Genomic DNA, 17,313 nt, shown 5'->3' with positions numbered 1-17,313 from the left:
CTTGATGTGATACTTATAAAACTTAGTCCGCGCCCCGTTGATTAATCTCTCGCTCCGGTTGATATGAATGCTTACGCCTGGTCTTCCCTAATCACCTTTATTTCCGTTTTTTTCATCGGCGCCGGTGTCTTACTTCACCATCCTGAAGGAAGGGTGAACCGGTCCTTTGCGCTCTTCGCAGGAAGCGTCTTGATCTGGGCCGGCGGCCGGGTGCTTTACCTCACCGCCACGAAGTCTGACCCGGCCCTTTTTTGGGCCCGATTTACGATCGCCGGAACGGTTTTCATTCCGACCTTTTTTCTTCATTTTATTTTTTCTTTTATGAAGCTGCCGGTGAACCGGCCGCTCCTTCTTTCTTATCTCATCTCCCTCTTTCTCTTCGTCACCAACTTGACCCCCTGGATGGTAAAAAGCGTCTCGCTGCGATATCAATCCTCTTACTTTATCGATCCGGGACCGCTTTATCCCTTCCTGATTCTTTTCTTCGCCGTCGATCTTCTGTACGGTTTTAACCTTCTTTTAAGGCGTTACCGGACCACGTCCGGGCTGGAGCGAAAGCAGGTCCGGCTGGTGTTCTGGGCATCGCTGATCGGCTTTACCGGGGGGACCACCAATTTCATGGCCGACTTCAGCATTGAAAGATATTATCTGAGCGCTTACGCCACCTATCTCGTTCCCCTCTTTGCCGCGATGCTCACCTATGCCATCGTGCGTTACCAATTTCTCGATATTGAAATCGTCCTTCAACGGGGGATCGTCTACCTCTTTACCCTGCTCGCGACCGCCATTCCCTTTTTTCTTTTGACCGAATTCTTTCAGAGGGTGCTCTCGCTCCGGGCGGCCAACATTGCGAGCTTCGCCCTCTTCGCCGCCATTCTCCTCTTTTTCTCAAATATAAAACCGCTGACCCAGCAGTGGGTGGAGCGCTCTCTTTTTCGGGAGCGATACGAGCACTTCAAGTCGATTTCAGAGTTCAGTCAGCTCGCCGTCCGCTTCCTCCACCTTGAAGACCTGACCGAGAAATTCTTCGCCGTCTTGATCAAATCGCTCCATCCCTCCTCCCTCTCGATTTTTCTAGCCGACGGGAAGGGAAATTATCAACTGCACCGAACGGTCGGCCACGAAGAAAACTCGATCGATGTCCTGATCCCCGGCGATCACCCGCTGGTCAGACGGCTCGATCGACAGAGAAAAATACTCCTTTTCGAGGAGATCGAGCGCGATGAGAAGGCGAAACCGATCGCCGATCAGATGAAGGATTTAAATAGCAGCCTCGCCATTCCGCTGACCTTTGAAGACCAGCTGATCGGCGTCTGTCACATCGGCCCGAAACAAAATGGGAGTCCCTATTCTCAGTCGGAGCTCTTTATGCTCCAGACCCTCGGCGCGAATGCCTCGGTGGCCTTCAAAAACGCGCAGCTCTTCAGGGAGGTGAGCCGGTACGCGGAGCAGCTCGGCGCCATCAGCCAGGCGATTAATCTGAGCCCTGATGTCGATCAGGTCTTCGACCTTCTCCTCAGAGAAATTCAGAAGTACACCCCGTTCGATTGGGCAAGCATCGCGATCTATAAAGAGGAGGGAGAGGTTCATTTTTATCGGGTCAAAGGGAGAAAGGGAATTCCGCTGCCGCAAAATTACACCTGGCCGATCACCGACTTGAATCTTCTCTCCCGGTTGACGATGAAGCAGGAACCGTTGATCGAACCCGACCTCCTCGAAAAAGAGGCCTCCGAGGCGGAGCGAAAACTCGCCAAAACCGGGGTGCGGTCCTACCTGATTTTGCCGCTCGTCGTCCGGGGAAAATTAATCGGGACGTTGAACCTCTGGAGCGATCAGCCGCTGGCGCGTCCCGCCCAGGCGACCGAGTTTGTCGTTCCGCTCACCTATCACCTCGCCCCTTTCCTTGAGGTCGCTCGGCTTTTTGAAGGAATGCGGCGGGCCAACGAGGCGCTTCGAAACAAGAGCATCGAGCTGGAAGAGTCTCAACGGAGACAGACTCGGTTCTTCTCATTTATCACGCATGAGTTACGAACCCCGATTAATTCGATTATCGGTTACCTCTCTCTGATCATCAACGGAACCTACGGACCGGTAGAGCCCCGCCAGGTCCTTCCGGTGACCCGAACGAAGGAGAATGCTCTGCTGCTCGGCCAGCTCATTAATGATATCCTCGATCTCGCCCAATTCGAAGCGAAAGAAATTGCGATCCATGTCGAAGAGATCGAGCTCGAACCATTTATCAAAAGAGTCGTCGCAAATCTCGAGTCGCTCTTTGCCCAAAAAGAGATTCATCTCAAAATAGACATCGATACGCCTCAAACGATCTACTGCGATCACACCCGCTTGAGGCAGGTCTTTCAAAACCTGCTGAGCAACGCCGCCAAATTTACCGAGAATGGCTTTGTCCATATCACGGCGACCGAGATCGCCGAGCGAAACGGCATCCTGATCCAAATCAGCGATTCGGGGGTCGGAATTGCCGAGCCCGACCTTGCCCACATCTTTGAACCGTTTTGGCAAGGAAAAGGAGAGGCTTCGCGCCAGATAAAAGGGAGCGGGCTCGGCCTGGCCATCGTAAAACGCTCGATCGAAGTGTTGAAGGGAGAGATCAGCGTCTCAAGCCACCTTGGAGAAGGAACCACCTTTAAGATCTTTCTCCCACGCCGGTATCCCGAGGACCAACAAAAGGCGGCCTGATCCGGCTGCACCGTCCCTCACGTCCAAACCGACCGATCGAGGTCGAGAAGGACGCCGATTCAGGCGATCCTTCGGCCGCCGGCCAATCGGAGCACAATCAGCACGAGGGCGGCGACCAATAAAATATGGAGCGCCCCGCCCAACGTATACGAGCCGATGACCCCCAAGAGCCACAACACAAGCAAGATCACAACGATTGTCTCTATCATCTTATCCTCCTTATGTTTATGCTTATGCTCATGTTAAATCACGCTATCCATATATCAGCGGAACAGAATCTGATGACAGTTGTTCCTCTTCTTCTCTATAGTATATTCAATTACGGCAACGCGACGCAATCGAGGGGAGGATCAGCGGACCCTTTTCGTGATCCTTGCACTTGACATTCCTTCCTTCATTTTCTTATGCTGAAAACAGTTTAATCACCCTTTAATAATGATGGACGTCTCAATCGCCGACAAAAAATCATTTGGTGCGAACCGCCGATCGCCTTTCTTAAATAAAGGGGTCTGCGGGGTCATGATCCCGCTTTTTTCGATTCGAAGCGCGGAGAGCTTCGGCGTCGGGGAGATCCTCGATCTCCTCCCCCTCATCGACTGGATGTCGGATCATCATCTCCACCTCTTGCAGATCCTTCCGATTTATGAAACCTCTCCTTATGAGACCAGTCCGTATCAGGCGCTCAGCGGCTTCGCGCTCGATCCGATCTACCTCTCCCTGCTCGCCTGGGACGATTTTAATCAAAGCGAAGCGGCTCACACCCTGACCGCTCCCTCCTTTCAGCAGGAACTCGGCCGCCTGCGCGACAGCAAGGAGATCTGCTATGAGGAGATCCGGGCGCTCAAGGCCCCGCTTCTGGAGCAGAGCTTCGACTCCTTTCTTCGGGAGGAATGGATTAAAAAAAGCGAGCGCGCCCGATTGCTCCAACAGTTCATCGAAAAACATGCAGAATGGCTGAATGATTATGTTCTCTTTCGGCTGCTCAAAGAACAACAGGGATGGCGGTATTGGAAGGAATGGCCCCTTGTTTATCGAGACCGGGATGCGGCGGCGATGCGAGCGCTCGAGCAGAAGAACGAAACGCGCCTTCTCTTTTTTAAATATCTCCAATGGGCACTCTGGGAACAGTGGAAACAGGTCCGGGCGTACGCGCGCGAGAAAAATGTCTTAATGATGGGGGACCTTCCCTTCTTGGTCAGCCAAGACAGCGCCGACATCTGGACCCATCGCGACGCGTTCAGCGCGGTCGACTCGGTCGGCGCCCCCCCCGATGTGTTCAACGACCAAGGACAAGACTGGGGCCTTCCGCTCTTTGATTGGAAAGAAATGGAGCGGAAAGACTTCTTCTGGTGGCGTCTTCGCATCCGCCATGCCCGCGCACTCTTCAACCTGATTCGCCTCGACCATGTGGTCGGATTCTATCGGGTCTGGGTGATCCCGCAGAAGGGGAAACCCTATTTCGAGCCGAGCGAGGAGCCGGAGCAGATTCGGCGCGGCGCGGCGTTTTTAAACGCCATCATCGAAGAAGCGGGTGATTGTATTCCGGTCGCCGAAGATCTCGGCGTCATCCCCGACTTCGTCCGTGAATCGCTCACCGCATTCGGAATCGCCGGGCATAAGATTCTCCGATGGGAGAAAGACGATCTGCGCTATCGTGATCCGAAAGCGTATCCCTTTGTCTCGCTCGCCACCACCGGGACCCATGATACCAGCACCCTCCTTCGCTGGTGGAACGAAATCTCACCGAAAGAGCGGGCCGCTTTTTTGGCGATGCTGAATGGAGAAAACGATTTCTCCCCAGCCGATCCATTTTCGGAACGCCTCCATCAGGCGATCCTGGCCCGACTTCTCGATGCAGGCTCGGGCCTGGTGGTTTTTCCGATTCAAGATATTTTGGGGCTGCCGGACCAGATCAATATCCCCGCCACCGTCGGCCGCCATAATTGGCGCTTCCGCCTCCCCTCCCCCTTACGAGAGCTCCAGCACACTTCCCCCTTCAAAGAGCAGCTCGAAAGCCTCAAATCCTTCATCGACCGCCATGACCGCTGGCACGGCGGCGAACGGCAAATCTCCCCTTCCTCAGCCGAATAAGAGAACGGCGCGTCTAGGGCCTTGAACCCCTGCGTCTGTTTTCAGAATGAGACCTATTCTCGACCGCTTCAGGTGGACGGTTCGATCTCCCAGAAGATGGAGCGGGTGCGCGTGCGCAGACGCGCTCACCTTGCAGGGTCGCGCAGCATTCGACCGCCGAGGGAGCGGGGTTCACCCCGGCGGGCAGGCGCCGGCGGATGGACGGCAAAGAAGCCCGGCGCCGAGGTGCCGGCCCCGACTCCTCTCCGCCGCAATCCGACGTGGGCCGGGCGCGGGCCGGCTCTTGACATCCCCCGGGACCTTCCTGTACATTGGCAGAAAATAAACCGACCGGTCAGTTTTTATGGGCGCCAAGGGCGACGAAACGAAAAGAAAGATACTTGAAACCGCGTGCGACCTGTTTTATTTAAGAGGGTACCACGGCACGAGTATTGACGATATTCTTAAGGCGTGCCGGGTGAAAAAGGGGAATCTCTACTTTCATTTCAAGAGCAAGGAGGCGCTCGGGCTGTCCGTCATCGATATGTACGGGTCGGTGATGATTCCGTTTTTCCAGGAGACGCTCCGCGGAAAGGGAAGCGCGCTAAGCCGCCTTTTCGGGCTCTTTCAAGCGCAGGAAAGACGCTTAAAAAGCGCCCGGTTCAAAGGGGGCTGCCCGCTGGGGAATCTCGCCCTTGAATTGGCCGATCATCACGACGGCTTTCGACGGAAGCTCGATGCCATTTTTGACGCCTGGGCGCGAGAGGTGGAACAGCTCTTAAAAGAGGCACAGAAGGAAGGGGAGATCAAAAAATCGGTCGATCCGAAACAGATGGCCACCTTCGTCGTCGCGGTTTTGGAAGGGGGGATCCTTCTGGCAAAAACCAAAAAGTCGGGGCAGGTTTATCGGCATTGCATGAAAAGTCTGGAATGCCTCATTAGAGGCCCCGGAATTCGCTGACGCAATGAACGGATCTACGCGAGGGGAGGAGGAATACAATGGAATGTCCACGCTGCAAAAGTGTCATGATTGAAGAGCGATTTCAAGATTTGGCCGACGATACAGGGGTCATCCATTTCTTCGGCTACCGCTGTCTCTCCTGCGGAGAGATTCTCGATCCGGTGATTGCTTACAACAGAACCCACCCGACTCGACCTCTACAGGGAAGAGGAAGACACGTCAAGGTGGCCGCTTGACCGGTCCGTCCGCAGTGCCATTTGCCGCCGTTCGATCCGTCGAACGATCTTGAATTCGACGCGCCTGCCGGGCGCGCGATCCGGCCCGGATCCCCGTCGTTGCGCCTCTCCGATGATGCGGTTCGAGGGTGGATCTAAAGAATCTCGCCGAGATTGCCAACACTGCAATTATGATTGACAAGTTTCCGACAAGAAGGGTAGGCTTTATTTATACCCTATGCCAGGAAACCGATGGACGAGACCCTTCCGATCATCAATCGGACGATTCGAGGCCGCGGGAGCGCCGACAATCCTCCGAACCGGTTTGAGACCCTTCACCGGATCTGTGAGGAGGAGGCCGGCGCGCGCGCACCGGCAACGGAGTTCATCCGGGATACCTCCCGGACGATCATCGCATACAACAACAGCCCCGATGTTGGCTTCGATGCGAGCCTGAATCCTTATCGGGGATGCGAGCATGGATGCGCCTACTGCTACGCGCGGCCGACGCACGAGTACCTCGGTTACTCCGCCGGTCTCGATTTCGAGACGAAGATCATGGTAAAGGAAGACGCGCCGCTTCTGCTGCGGAAAGAGCTTGAACAGAAGAAGTGGAAGCCGCAAGTGCTCGCGATGAGCGGGGTGACCGATCCGTATCAGCCGATCGAAGGAAAGCTTCAGCTGACCCGTCGATGTCTGGAGGTCCTTCTCGAGTTCAGAAACCCGGTGGTCCTCATTACGAAAAACCGGCGGGTCGTTCGCGACCTCGATCTGTTGTCCGCCCTCGCGCAACATCGAGCGGCGGCGGTCTTTTTATCGATCACGACGCTCGACGCGGATCTCTGCCACGTCCTGGAGCCGAGAACCTCGCCCCCCGAGAAGAAGCTTGAAGCGCTTTCGATCTTGGCCGCAGGGGGGATTCCCTGCGGGGTGCTCGTCGCGCCGGTCATTCCCGGTCTGACCGACCACGAAATTCCAAACATCATCGGCGCGGCGGTAAAAGCGGGCGCCCGCTTTGCCGGAATGGTTCCGCTTCGCCTTCCCTACGCGGTCGCCCCTCTTTTCGAGGCGTGGCTCGAGAGACACTTTCCCGACCGAAAGAACAAGGTACTCCATCGGATTCAATCGGTGCGCGGCGGAAAACTGAACGACCCTCAGTTCAACTCCCGAATGGAGGGAGAGGGAATTTTTGCAGCGCAGATTCGCAATCTGTTTGAGATGACGTGTCGCAAAAACGGGATAGCGGGCCGAGGGCCGGCGCTCTCGACCGATGCGTTTCGTTCCTCTCAGCCGCTGCAGCAAACTCTTTTTTGAGGGATTTTTTCTATTTTTTTCTTGAAAGATGAATGAAAATCTTGTAGGCTCTCAAGCGTTCCGAAAGATCCTGCTTGATGGCGTTGGTAGAAAGGGAGGGGCTTTTGAAAAAACTCTGGTTAGAATTGGATATCTCTGGAACACTCGGCGATGATGCTTGGATTGATATCGAACAGCCGAAAGGATTTGTAGAAGGGGCCGTCGTCAACGATCCGTCGCAGCCTTGCAGTCATTCGATTGATCAACCTCATGCAGAGGGAGAATGGCGAGAAGTGCGGGTGTCGGTTGAAGACCTACATGCGGAAGATGCGATGCGTTTTTACAAAGAAAAGGAGCGGATCCTTTCTGTCGAGGTTGAAGATTGAGAAAGAGGCGCACCCCTCCTGATCATGATGTAGCCCACCTCTTCACTACTGCTTAACAAAGTAGTAGTTCCGATAAAAAATAAGCTCGTTAATCGATTCGCGAATATCGTCTAAGGCGAGATGATTACCTTTCTTCATGGGCGGCGGGGGTCCGTTTGGATACCACCGCCGGACCAATTCCTTTACCGTGCTGACATCGATATTCCGGTAATGGAGGTAGTTGAACAAGGTCGGCATATAGCGCTCGAGAAAGCGCCGATCATGCCCGATGGAATTTCCACACAACGGGGACGTTCGCTCGGGACAGTAATGACGGATGAACTCGATCGTCGACTCCTCCGCCTGCCGCATCGAAATCGTTGAGGACTGCACCCGCTTGAGCAGACCCGATTTCGTATGCGTGTCGCGACTCCACTTCTCCATCGTGCTGAGCGCTTCCGGACCTTCACCGATCGCGATCGACGGCCCTTCCGCCATGATGTTCAACTGGCTGTCGGTGATAATCGTCGCGATCTCGATAATCGTGCAGCGGTCCGGGTCGAGCCCGGTCATTTCAAGGTCCAGCCAAACCAAATTCGAATCATTCTGAAAATGCGACACCGAACCTCCTCTTGTTTTCCTAAGACTTAACGTATTCACACCGAACTGTCAAGAAAAAGCGCCGGGTTCTTCAGCCTCTTTCGGCGATCAGGTTCAGCCAGCGGCCTCTTCGCTCCTGATGGCGGACCGTCTTCAGAAAGAGGATCTTCCATCCGGCTTTTCGGACCGCCTCCGCCAACGCTTCTTTCTCCCAATAAGAAAAATACCTTCCTGGAATCCACCCTTGACGCAGCGGACCCTCCCCGCTTCCATGGGCAAAGGTCGCCGCCAGCGTTCCGCCGCGGTGCGTCAGCGCTCTCGCCGCGGACAGCACACCCTGGAGTCTTTTTTTCGGAAGATGGATCAGCGAAGCGGCCGCCCAGAGGCCGTCGAACGTGTCGATGCGAAAGGGCAGCGCCTCGAAATCGGCCTGCACCAGGGAGAGCCGGCGCGAATGCCGGCGGGCGCGAAGGAGAAACGGCCAGGTGCCGTCGACACCGACCGGACGGAATCCGACGCTCCGAAGATAACGGCTGTCTTGGGCCGGCCCACATCCGAGATCGAGAAGCCGCGCTCCCTCCGGAAGCGCCCGCGCCCAGACCTCGAGGAGAGGGGGAATGCGGTATTTTCTGCGGTCCCATTCCGCAAGATAGAGATCGGCCTGCGCCGTGTAGGCCGCCAGCGTATCCCACTTTTGATTGTCCTCTCTTTTTTTTCTCTCTTGCTTTAGGGGAGGAGATTGCATTATTTTGCCTCTATCCGATGAAAACCTTTTAAACCATGAGTCCCATCAAAATGAAAGAAGAAGAGGAACCGGTAGACGAACGAGACCCGAAGGCCGCAAACGACCGGCGCCTCCCCTTCTCGGCCGATCCGGCGGCCGCCCCGCCGTCGGACGGAGAGCCGCCGGAAAATCCGGCCGGGGGGAGGACGCTCATCGTCGACTCATCCGATCCGGGCGCCTTTCCGAGGCCGAGCGCCGCGCTCAAAGAGGCGCGGGCGGAGGATCAGGTTTTCGTTCGGCCCGGCCTCTATGAGGATAAGATTTTCCTAACGCACAAACCGGTCCGGCTGATCGGCGCCGGGCTCGATCAGGTCCAAATCTTCAGCCGCCGCGGCGGGCCGCTCTATCTGCAACATCTTCCGGAGGGGCTGATCAGCGGCATGACCTTTCGATACATCGGCAGCGATCCCCATTCGGCGATCAACATCCTCGACTCGGTCTGCACCCTCACCCGGTGCCGGATCATGGAAGGGGTCCTCTCCGGCATTGTGATCTACGGTCCGCAATGCCGTCCGACGCTCATCGAGAACGAGGTCTGCTTCAACCGCGAATCGGGGATCTTCATCTTCGCCGGGGCCCGTCCGTATCTCTCTAAAAATGAATGTTACGCCAACCACCACTTCAGCATCGCCGTCCGAGACCCGGAGAGCCGGCCCGATCTGGTCCGCAATCTCTGCCGGAACAACATGCTCAGCGGCATGCTGATGTTTTATCATGCCGAGGCGATGGTCCTGGAAAATGTCTGCCGCGACAATCAACATTGGGGGTTCGTCACAACGCCGGAGTGCGATACCACCCCCGACCGGGAGGCGCTCCCGACCGCCAACACCTTTCTCCCCAACCCGCGCGGGCCGCTGGTCGTGACCGAAGAGCCGCTCGCCGAAATCGGCCGTTAACCGCTCACCCTCTTTCATTAACGCTTCCGAATCCACTGAATCAGCTGCTCGCCCCGTAAAAGGATCGCCTCGGAGCGCTCGGAGAATAAAATCCCCGCCAAGATCAGTGCGCCCCCCACCATCCCCCTTCCCCCCATTCTCTCTCCAAGATAAAAAAATCCGAGGAGCGCCGCCCAGAGCGGCTCGAGCGAAAAAAGAAGCGCCGCCCGGGTCGGCGTCGTGTCGCGCTGATACCGGGTCTGAATATAGCCGGTGACGACCGTCGCCAAAACGGCGGTGTAGCCGAGCGCGATCCAGACGGCGGGAGTCGGCCGAAAGCGGGGGACTTCCAGAAGAAAAAGGGTCGCCCAGCCATACAGCGCCGGCCCGAGGATCTGGAAAAAGGTCAGCAGCAGGGGATCATGGCGCCGGGTCGTCCAATCGAGCAAGACGATAAAGAGGCCGAAATCGAGCGCGCAGAAAAAGGTGAAGAGATCCCCCCGGTTTAAGGCCCCTCCCGCCGGCGCCGTCAGAAGCCAGAGACCGACGCAGACGATCAGCACGCCGATCAGGCTCGCCCCTCTTGGACGCCGCTTTAGAATCAGAAACTGAAAGAGGGGGGTAAAGACGACCATCAGGGTGGTGATGAAAGCCGAGTTCGATGCGGTGGTTTCGGCCAGACCGGCCGTCTGAAGGAGAAAGCCGAGAAAAACGAGAAACCCCAGAATGAAGCCCCACAGGAATGTCTTGCGGTCGGTCTTCAGTGCGGCGCGAAGACAAAACGGGAGAAGCACCAGGGTGGCCAGGGTAAATCGGAGCGCGATCATCAGGAGTGGAGAGATGTCGGCCAGACCGGCCTTGATGATGACGAAGGTTCCCCCCCAAATAAAGGTCGTGGCAAAGAGGAGCCACTCCGCCTTTCCCCGCGCCGTCACGATCGAGACATCCTCTGCGGTCGCTTGATTAAACTTGAAAGCCCCCTCCCTACAAACAGGGTCCGATTGCTCACGAAAGGCGTAAGAGCCGGCTTCGTCGCGAATCGATCAGGTCGCTCAAGGGGCTCTTATAGCCGCCGAACTCCTGGATCTCCTTCAGCAGCGGAACATGCTCGATCGGTTCGTCATCGTTGCGCTGCCAAGAGAGGGTACAGCGGGCGGCCGCTTGCCTGAGCGTCTCAACCAAGGAGGTTCCCCCCTTCCAGCCGGCCGCGTCGGAGGCGGAGCAGTGAAAGAGAATCCGCTTTTCGAGATCGGTCTTGTTAAAGAGGATCTCCTTGAGGGCCTCCGGAGACGAGCGCCCGGGTGCGTCGAGAATGATCCGGATCCGGTCTCGCTCCGACCCGTTTTTGAGAGAGTAGAGCTGAAGCGTTCCCTCTTCAACCAACGCGCGGAGCTGTTCGATCACCGTCTTCACCAAAACACCGGGAGGGAGGGAGTGAATCGAGAGACGCGTCCGGGCCCCTTCCATTTCGGTTTGGACATCGGCTCGGAGGACCAGATCGCCTCTTCCATTTGCATAGAGGGACCGAATCGCCTCCGGACCCCCGACCACGCCGGCGGAGGCAAAGTCGGGGCCGGGAATAAACTCCATCAACGTCTCGAGAGGGAGGGTCGGCTCCTGCCGGACCTGCTCAAACGCCGTCCAAAGCTCTTCCAGATGATGCGCCGGAATCTGCGTCCCGTCGGGGAGGATCGCCCCGTTGAGCAGGGAGAGGGGAAGAAGCGGCGGCTTCCCGACCGGCATGACGATATGAGAAAAGCGCGACAGCCGAACCTCCATATACTCCGGTCCCTGCGGCACCTCATCGTGCGAATCGCCATACATCCCGCGCAGCTCGAATTGGGGGTAGCGGCAGCGCCATGGAAGCCCCATCTGCTGGATCATTCGATAAGCATAGCCGATACTCCGGGGCGGATAAGATTCGATCGGTTCGACATTCGCGCTCAGGTTATCGGAATCGTATTCGAAGTCGCTCTCATCCATCTTCCAATCTTGCAACGCCAAGACCCGGAGGATGTCCTTCGCATTAATGAATACCCGGTCGTTCGCCGCCTCCGCCCGACAGATATCGATCAGCCGCCGCTGCAGCGCCGTCAACCCATCCAAAAAAAGAAAACCCTCCATACTCCCCCCTTGCATGTTCCCCCCTTGTTGAAACCCAATTCGAAGAGGCTATTCTATCTCACTCCCTTTTCCCTTGTCATGCCCTTTCTTCGCACCCTTCCCTAAAACGAGAGGAAACAGCAGGAAAGAGGCTGCCCCGGTAGGACGGTCCGGGGCGGATGCTCGATCCACTCTTCATTTGAAGCCAACCCCCGACTGTGGTATAAAAGAAGATCCAAATCGGAGCCTCTCCTTGAACTTCTGGAACACCACCCCCAAACCGATCATCGCCCTCTCTCCCATGGACGGCGTCACCGACGCCTGCTTCCGCCGGATTGTCGCCACCCACGGCCGTCCCGATTTAATTGTGACAGAGTTCACCAGCGTCGAGGGAATTCTCCATGGCGCGGAGAGCGAGCTCGGCGGGTTGATCTTCGATGACGTCGAGCGGCCGATCGTGGCACAGATCTATGGCGCCAGACCCGAGTCGTTTTACGCCATCGCACAGCTCGTCTGTGAGCTCGGCTTCGACGGCGTCGACATCAACATGGGCTGCCCGGCGAAAGCGGTCTCCTCCCGCGGCTGCGGCGCCGGCCTGATTAAAGACCCTGCCCGCGCCAAGGCCATTTTGCAAGCGGCGCGGGCCGGCATCGCAGATTGGGTCGACGGCGCGCCACTCGCCCTTCTCGGAATGCAGCCTAAAATAGAAGCATGGCTCTTAACCAGAAAAGCGGCGGGGCAATCCCCTCCGGCGGCGCGGCGGCCCCTCCCGATCTCGGTCAAAACCCGGCTTGGGGTCGACCGGATCGTCATCGAGGAATGGGTCGAGCAACTCCTCGAAGAAAAACCGGCGGCGATTTCAATCCACGGCCGGACCCTGAACCAGGGCTATCGCGGCGCAGCCGACTGGGGGGCCATCGGCCGGGCCGCCGCCACCGCGCGCGGCTCCGGAACGTTGATCTTGGGAAACGGCGACCTTCGATCATTGAACGAGGCGGCCCGGCGCATTCAGGAAAGCGGCGTCGACGGGGTCCTCATCGGCCGAGCGGCCCTCGGCAATCCTTGGATCTTTAAATACAAGTCGGCCCTGCGCGCCGCGCTGTCGGAGGAACTTCTCCAGCCGATCGCGGAATCTCCGGCCTCCCCTTTGGAACGACTTCATGCTGCGCTGGAGCATGCCCGTCTCTTTCAGGAAATCCGTCTCCCCTCCCGGTTCGCCGAGATGCGAAAACACCTCGGCTGGTACTGCAAGGGCTTCCCCGGCGCCAGCCAATTACGCGAGAAGCTGGTGCGGGTTCGGAGCGCCGATGAAGTCGAGGCGCTCCTCTCCCCCTTTGTCAGCGAAGTCTCCTGTCGATGACCTCCGATTCGGGCCGGACGCGAGCGATCGTTCTCGCCTCCACGTCGCCCCGCCGAAAAGAGATCCTCACCCTCCTTGGGCTTCCCTTCCAAACCGTCTCCCCCCGCTTTGAGGAGATCCTAAGCGCCCACCGGTCGATCATGGAAGAGGTGACGGCGTTCGCCGAAGGAAAAGCGCGATCGGTGCTGGACGAATTTCCGGAGAGCATTCTCATCGGAAGCGACACCCTCATCGACTGTGAGGGGAAAAAGATCGGAAAACCGCGCGACACCGAAGAGGCGAAACAGATCTTGCAGCTTTTGAGTGGACGGACGCATCGGATCTGGACCGCCGTCTGCCTGATCGACCCGCTTCAGCCTCCGGCGCAAATGGCAGTCGAGACGATCGATGTCACCCTTAAGCCGATGAAGACGGCGGAGATCGAGGCGTATGTCGCCACCGGCGAGCCGCTCGACAAGGCGGGGGCCTACTCTCTGCAAGGTGAAGGACGTCGATTCATTGAACGGTTGGAGGGGGATTATCTTGCCGCCGTTGGGCTGCCGCTCAGGCCGATCGTCTCCTTTTTGCAGAGTCGGCGGATCGCCGTTCCCCTCGATCCGGAGCGACTCTATCGGGAAAAAACGTTCATGAACTGGAAGACCTTTTAAGACCGATCAGGAGAACCCCTTGGGGGGGTGCAAATCGATTTTTTCTGTGTTATAGTAACGACTAAGGAAAGGCGACACACCTTTCCAAGTCCCCGGCGGTTTTACGCATGGGGGGGCGACTCTCCGGGCGGCAATCGGCGTGCCCTTCGGAGGGGGGACGGGGTCTGGGCCCTGTCGATGTGCGGCGCGCCGGTGGAAGGAGGTGGTCCAGTGGGCAGTATGAACCCTACGGCATGTGAGGTGGCGGCGTCCTGATAGACGCGTCACGCCTAACAGTTGGTCGATGCTAGGGACGCAGGTCCCCGGCGCCACCGAACCCGGAAGCGCGGAAGCTGTAGCCGCATTAAGATCGCAAGATCTGCTTCCGGGTTTCTTTTTTAAGCGCCTGAACGTCACCCCTTCATCCGGCTTTGCTTACCTTTCTTTTTTCCCTCACATTCTTGATGCCAAGAGGGTCCGAATCGATGTATAATAAGTTGAATACAAGCCTTTGAGGAGGTTGTCATGAGCGATGAGAAAGAGAAAGAAGAGAAATCAGATAAGAAGCCTGAAGTAAAGAAACCCGAAGAGAAAAAAGAAGCAACCCACATCCCCCTTCGATTAATTCGAAACGACAGCGAGGAACTCGAAGAAGACCTCCGCGAGATGTTCGATGAGGACAAGGTCGTCCATCGCCAAGGGGGCAGCGAGCCCGAAGCCGACTAACGCCGGACGGCGATACCTGCCCGAAGGCGATAAACCCTCCATCCTCACCTTTTTCTTTAACTTTTTCGAACAAGATCGTTCGAACAAGATCCTATTGAACCCCTCCCTGTCTCTTGCCCGACACCCCTCTTTGTATGACATCGAGAGGGCCCTGAGCCGATCCCCTTGTTTGCCTTTCCCCTGATTTGCTACGATAGTCATAGATGGTAATGAACGCGTCGCAAAACGGCACCTCAGAACGTCCGATGGTCGATCCGATGCTTAGAGACTCCCGAGGGTCCTCCTCCGTGGGGTCGGCTAAAAGACGCTGAAGGGGCCAATAGAGGTTTGGAGAGATCGTATGAAGAGATGGTTTTTAGATGAACCGCGGGCTTTCATCCCGGCCTTGCTCCTTTTGGTATGGCTTGGGACAACGGTCGCCTGGGGAGAGGTGGCCGCCCAGACGGCGCCGAACGCAACCCCTTCCATAGAGCGCAATGGCGATCCGTCCAATCCGGAATCGAACAGTGCACCGACACCGCCTCCAAAAAGCCAAATCCACGGATGGTTTAATCGGTCCGGCGCTGGACTTCTTCTCTCCCTGACCCCCTTTGCGACCGGAGTGACCCTTCTGATCCTCCTCTTAATCCTGCTCTCTCCCCTTCTGATCCGGGCATTGACGCGGGAGAGAGGTTATTTTAGAGCCGTTCCTTACACACGGCAGAGGAGGTTTTCATGATTTCTGGAAGAGCGCTGATTGGAAGGCCGATCTACTCCTTGGACCGGGGCGAGAAGATCGGTGAAGTCAAAAATCTGATCCTCGATCCGAGCCAACGAAAGGTGATCGGCCTGGTTCTGAAGGAAGGGGGGCTTCTCCGAAAGCCGCAGATCATCCCCTTTGAAAACGTCGAAAACATCGGTCCGGATGCGATCGTTCTAAAAAGAGGACGGCCGATCGGAACATCGGAGCCGTTCGATCCCCAGTTCTTAAAGGAAAGCTTTAATCTGACCGGCAAAAAGGTGATGTCCGAGAAAGGACACGATTTAGGGACGGTTTATGATCTGGAGATCGACGCGCAGACCGGCGAGGTGCTCGGCGTCGATATCACCCAGGGTCTCTTTCAAGACACGGCTGAGGGCAAAAAATATCTCGACTACGGCCATATTAAGCAGATCGGCCGACATGCCGTCGTCATCTCGGAAGAAGGACTCGGAGCCGTTTCCACACAAAAAGGGGGGCTGGCCGCCACTTATCAAAATATAAAAGAGGCCGGCGCCGAGTCTCTCGAGCGGGCCCGGGGGAGATCGGGTTTGTGGGGCACCACGGCTCGGGAGAAAAAGGACTCCTGGGGAAAATCGGCCCAGGAGCAGATTGAACAGCTCCGGATCCGGAGCCAATCGGGATTCGAGCGGGGCCGAAGAAACGCCTCCCGTTTCCAGGGGGCCCTCTCGGAGGAGTTGGAAAGAATCCGGCTCAAGACAGAGGCCTATTTTGCTTGGCTTCACGAGCGGAGATTGCATTATCGGATCAAGGAGGCGGTCGGCCGCAGGGTCGCCCGAACCATCCTCGATCCGTTGGACAATGTGATCTTGCAACAAGGCGAGATGATCACCTATCGTGCAGTGCAGCAGGCGAAGGAATCGGATATGTTGGATGTCTTGCTCGATTCCGTCGTCAAAGAAAATTTCTTTGCGCTCCGGCGCAAGGAAACGGAGTCGGCCTCGGCGGAGGTTTTCTCGAAAAGACCTTCCCCTCCGACACAGAAAGAGGACCGGCTCCAAAGAAGCGCTTGATCATCGAAAGGAGAGACAATGAGATACTTTGTCGCGTGGCTTTTAGGAGTTCCCTTTAGTCTCATTTTGATCTGGCTATTGCTGACCCGGGTTTTTTAATCTCAGCGGCAGATCTATAAAAGCAGGAGAGACAGGGAATCAAGAAGGCAGCGAAGCGGGCCATTCGGCCCGCTTCTTTTTTTTAAACGACCCACTCGCCGAAGATATATCCTGAAAAGATAGAGACGAGCGGCCAAACAAAGCGCCGCATCATTCCGAACGGATCGAAGAAAACCAGAACCATCAAAAAGAACATTCCATAAGGCTCCATCCGGCCGATCAGTCGCGATTGTCGATCCGGCAAGATGCCGACCAAGACCCGTCCGCCGTCGAGCGGAGGGATGGGAATCAGATTAAAGACCATCAACAAGATATTAATATCGACCGAAAATCGGAGCATTAAAAGCAGCGGAACCAAAATCGAAGAGATCAACCCGTCCGAGCCGGAGAAATTTCCACCTGCCAACGTATGTAGCTGAGGATAGAGGAGGAGGATCGCCCGATAGAGGATGCCGCTGACAATGGCGAGAAGCAGGTTCATCCCCGGGCCGGCGACCGCCACCCAGGCCATGTCTTGTTTCGGCCGGCGGAGATTGAGGGCATTGACCGGCACCGGCTTGGCATAGCCGAAGATAAAACCGGTCGTCACAAAAAGAAGCATCGGGATGATGATCGTCCCGAAAAGGTCGGTGTGGATCCAGGGATTGAGCGTAATCCGTCCCAGCATCCGGGCGGTGGCATCCCCTTTCTTATCGGCCACCCATGCATGCGCCGCCTCATGCAGGGTAATGGCAAAGAGAAGCGGCAGCGCCATGATCGAAATCTG

The 17,313-nt window shown here is 56.7% G+C and carries 19 protein-coding genes; 12 read left to right on the top strand and 7 right to left on the bottom strand.

The window, feature by feature from the left end:
* Window positions 1-63: 63 nt before the first annotated feature.
* Window positions 64-2,697 carry a GAF domain-containing protein gene (locus tag HY282_11585; protein ID MBI3804390.1) on the top strand — a complete coding sequence of 878 codons (2,634 nt, stop codon included), beginning with the start codon at window positions 64-66 and terminating at the stop codon, window positions 2,695-2,697.
* 59 nt (window positions 2,698-2,756) lie between these two features.
* Here HY282_11585 and HY282_11580 read toward each other — a convergent pair whose 3' ends face one another.
* A complete protein-coding gene (locus HY282_11580; GenBank protein ID MBI3804389.1) occupies window positions 2,757-2,906 on the bottom strand; it encodes a lmo0937 family membrane protein in 150 nt (49 codons plus the stop codon).
* A gap of 310 nt (window positions 2,907-3,216) precedes the next feature.
* Between HY282_11580 and HY282_11575 the strand changes: the two genes are divergently transcribed.
* Window positions 3,217-4,788, top strand: coding sequence for a 4-alpha-glucanotransferase (locus HY282_11575; protein MBI3804388.1), 1,572 nt, complete (start codon window positions 3,217-3,219; stop codon window positions 4,786-4,788).
* A gap of 125 nt (window positions 4,789-4,913) precedes the next feature.
* Here the strand turns inward: HY282_11575 and HY282_11570 are convergent, their stop codons facing one another.
* The gene (locus HY282_11570) at window positions 4,914-5,078 is read right to left on the bottom strand and encodes a hypothetical protein (GenBank protein MBI3804387.1); all 165 of its coding nucleotides are present in this window, start codon (window positions 5,076-5,078) and stop codon (window positions 4,914-4,916) included.
* Window positions 5,079-5,131: 53 nt separating this feature from the next.
* Between HY282_11570 and HY282_11565 the strand changes: the two genes are divergently transcribed.
* The 4 genes from HY282_11565 to HY282_11550 all read left to right on the top strand — a co-directional run bounded on the left by HY282_11565 (window position 5,132) and on the right by HY282_11550 (window position 7,622).
* Complete coding sequence (locus HY282_11565) at window positions 5,132-5,728, top strand: TetR family transcriptional regulator C-terminal domain-containing protein (GenBank protein ID MBI3804386.1); 597 nt, start codon at window positions 5,132-5,134, stop codon at window positions 5,726-5,728.
* A gap of 38 nt (window positions 5,729-5,766) precedes the next feature.
* Window positions 5,767-5,964 carry a hypothetical protein gene (locus HY282_11560; GenBank protein ID MBI3804385.1) on the top strand — a complete coding sequence of 66 codons (198 nt, stop codon included), beginning with the start codon at window positions 5,767-5,769 and terminating at the stop codon, window positions 5,962-5,964.
* A 231-nt stretch (window positions 5,965-6,195) separates the two neighbouring features.
* Window positions 6,196-7,257: a PA0069 family radical SAM protein gene (locus tag HY282_11555; GenBank protein MBI3804384.1), complete on the top strand. Its 1,062-nt coding sequence runs from the start codon at window positions 6,196-6,198 to the stop codon at window positions 7,255-7,257.
* Between the two features lie 104 nt (window positions 7,258-7,361).
* Complete coding sequence (locus tag HY282_11550; GenBank protein MBI3804383.1) at window positions 7,362-7,622, top strand: hypothetical protein; 261 nt, start codon at window positions 7,362-7,364, stop codon at window positions 7,620-7,622.
* 45 nt (window positions 7,623-7,667) lie between these two features.
* Here HY282_11550 and orn read toward each other — a convergent pair whose 3' ends face one another.
* Both orn and HY282_11540 read right to left on the bottom strand, forming a co-directional pair.
* Window positions 7,668-8,174 carry an oligoribonuclease gene (gene orn / locus HY282_11545; protein MBI3804382.1) on the bottom strand — a complete coding sequence of 169 codons (507 nt, stop codon included), beginning with the start codon at window positions 8,172-8,174 and terminating at the stop codon, window positions 7,668-7,670.
* A 118-nt stretch (window positions 8,175-8,292) separates the two neighbouring features.
* Complete coding sequence (locus HY282_11540; GenBank protein MBI3804381.1) at window positions 8,293-8,946, bottom strand: class I SAM-dependent methyltransferase; 654 nt, start codon at window positions 8,944-8,946, stop codon at window positions 8,293-8,295.
* A 50-nt stretch (window positions 8,947-8,996) separates the two neighbouring features.
* Here HY282_11540 and HY282_11535 point away from each other — a divergent pair, with 50 nt between their 5' ends.
* The gene (locus HY282_11535; GenBank protein ID MBI3804380.1) at window positions 8,997-9,881 is read left to right on the top strand and encodes a right-handed parallel beta-helix repeat-containing protein; all 885 of its coding nucleotides are present in this window, start codon (window positions 8,997-8,999) and stop codon (window positions 9,879-9,881) included.
* A 17-nt stretch (window positions 9,882-9,898) separates the two neighbouring features.
* Here the strand turns inward: HY282_11535 and HY282_11530 are convergent, their stop codons facing one another.
* Window positions 9,899-10,795, bottom strand: coding sequence for a DMT family transporter (locus HY282_11530; protein ID MBI3804379.1), 897 nt, complete (start codon window positions 10,793-10,795; stop codon window positions 9,899-9,901).
* A 70-nt stretch (window positions 10,796-10,865) separates the two neighbouring features.
* Window positions 10,866-11,999, bottom strand: a complete 1,134-nt coding sequence (locus HY282_11525) for a hypothetical protein (GenBank protein ID MBI3804378.1) — start codon at window positions 11,997-11,999, stop codon at window positions 10,866-10,868.
* Between the two features lie 217 nt (window positions 12,000-12,216).
* On the opposite strand from HY282_11525, the gene HY282_11520 reads away from it, so the two are divergent.
* From HY282_11520 to HY282_11500, 5 genes are all read left to right on the top strand, one after another.
* A complete protein-coding gene (locus HY282_11520) occupies window positions 12,217-13,323 on the top strand; it encodes a tRNA-dihydrouridine synthase (protein ID MBI3804377.1) in 1,107 nt (368 codons plus the stop codon).
* Window positions 13,320-13,970, top strand: a complete 651-nt coding sequence (maf, locus tag HY282_11515; GenBank protein MBI3804376.1) for a septum formation protein Maf — start codon at window positions 13,320-13,322, stop codon at window positions 13,968-13,970. The genes HY282_11520 and maf overlap by 4 nt, the downstream gene beginning before the upstream one ends.
* 504 nt (window positions 13,971-14,474) lie before the next feature.
* Window positions 14,475-14,675, top strand: coding sequence for a hypothetical protein (locus HY282_11510; protein ID MBI3804375.1), 201 nt, complete (start codon window positions 14,475-14,477; stop codon window positions 14,673-14,675).
* A 340-nt stretch (window positions 14,676-15,015) separates the two neighbouring features.
* Window positions 15,016-15,393, top strand: a complete 378-nt coding sequence (locus tag HY282_11505; GenBank protein ID MBI3804374.1) for a hypothetical protein — start codon at window positions 15,016-15,018, stop codon at window positions 15,391-15,393.
* Window positions 15,390-16,448 carry a PRC-barrel domain-containing protein gene (locus HY282_11500; GenBank protein ID MBI3804373.1) on the top strand — a complete coding sequence of 353 codons (1,059 nt, stop codon included), beginning with the start codon at window positions 15,390-15,392 and terminating at the stop codon, window positions 16,446-16,448. The genes HY282_11505 and HY282_11500 overlap by 4 nt, the downstream gene beginning before the upstream one ends.
* 181 nt (window positions 16,449-16,629) lie before the next feature.
* On the opposite strand, the gene HY282_11495 is transcribed toward HY282_11500, so the two are convergent.
* Window positions 16,630-17,301, bottom strand: coding sequence for a site-2 protease family protein (locus HY282_11495; protein MBI3804372.1), 672 nt, complete (start codon window positions 17,299-17,301; stop codon window positions 16,630-16,632).
* Window positions 17,302-17,313: the final 12 nt, after the last annotated feature.

Source organism: Candidatus Manganitrophaceae bacterium, from assembly GCA_016200325.1.
Taxonomy (GTDB): domain Bacteria; phylum Nitrospirota; class Nitrospiria; order SBBL01; family Manganitrophaceae; genus Manganitrophus.
This window is presented reverse-complemented; position numbering and strand designations above follow the sequence as displayed.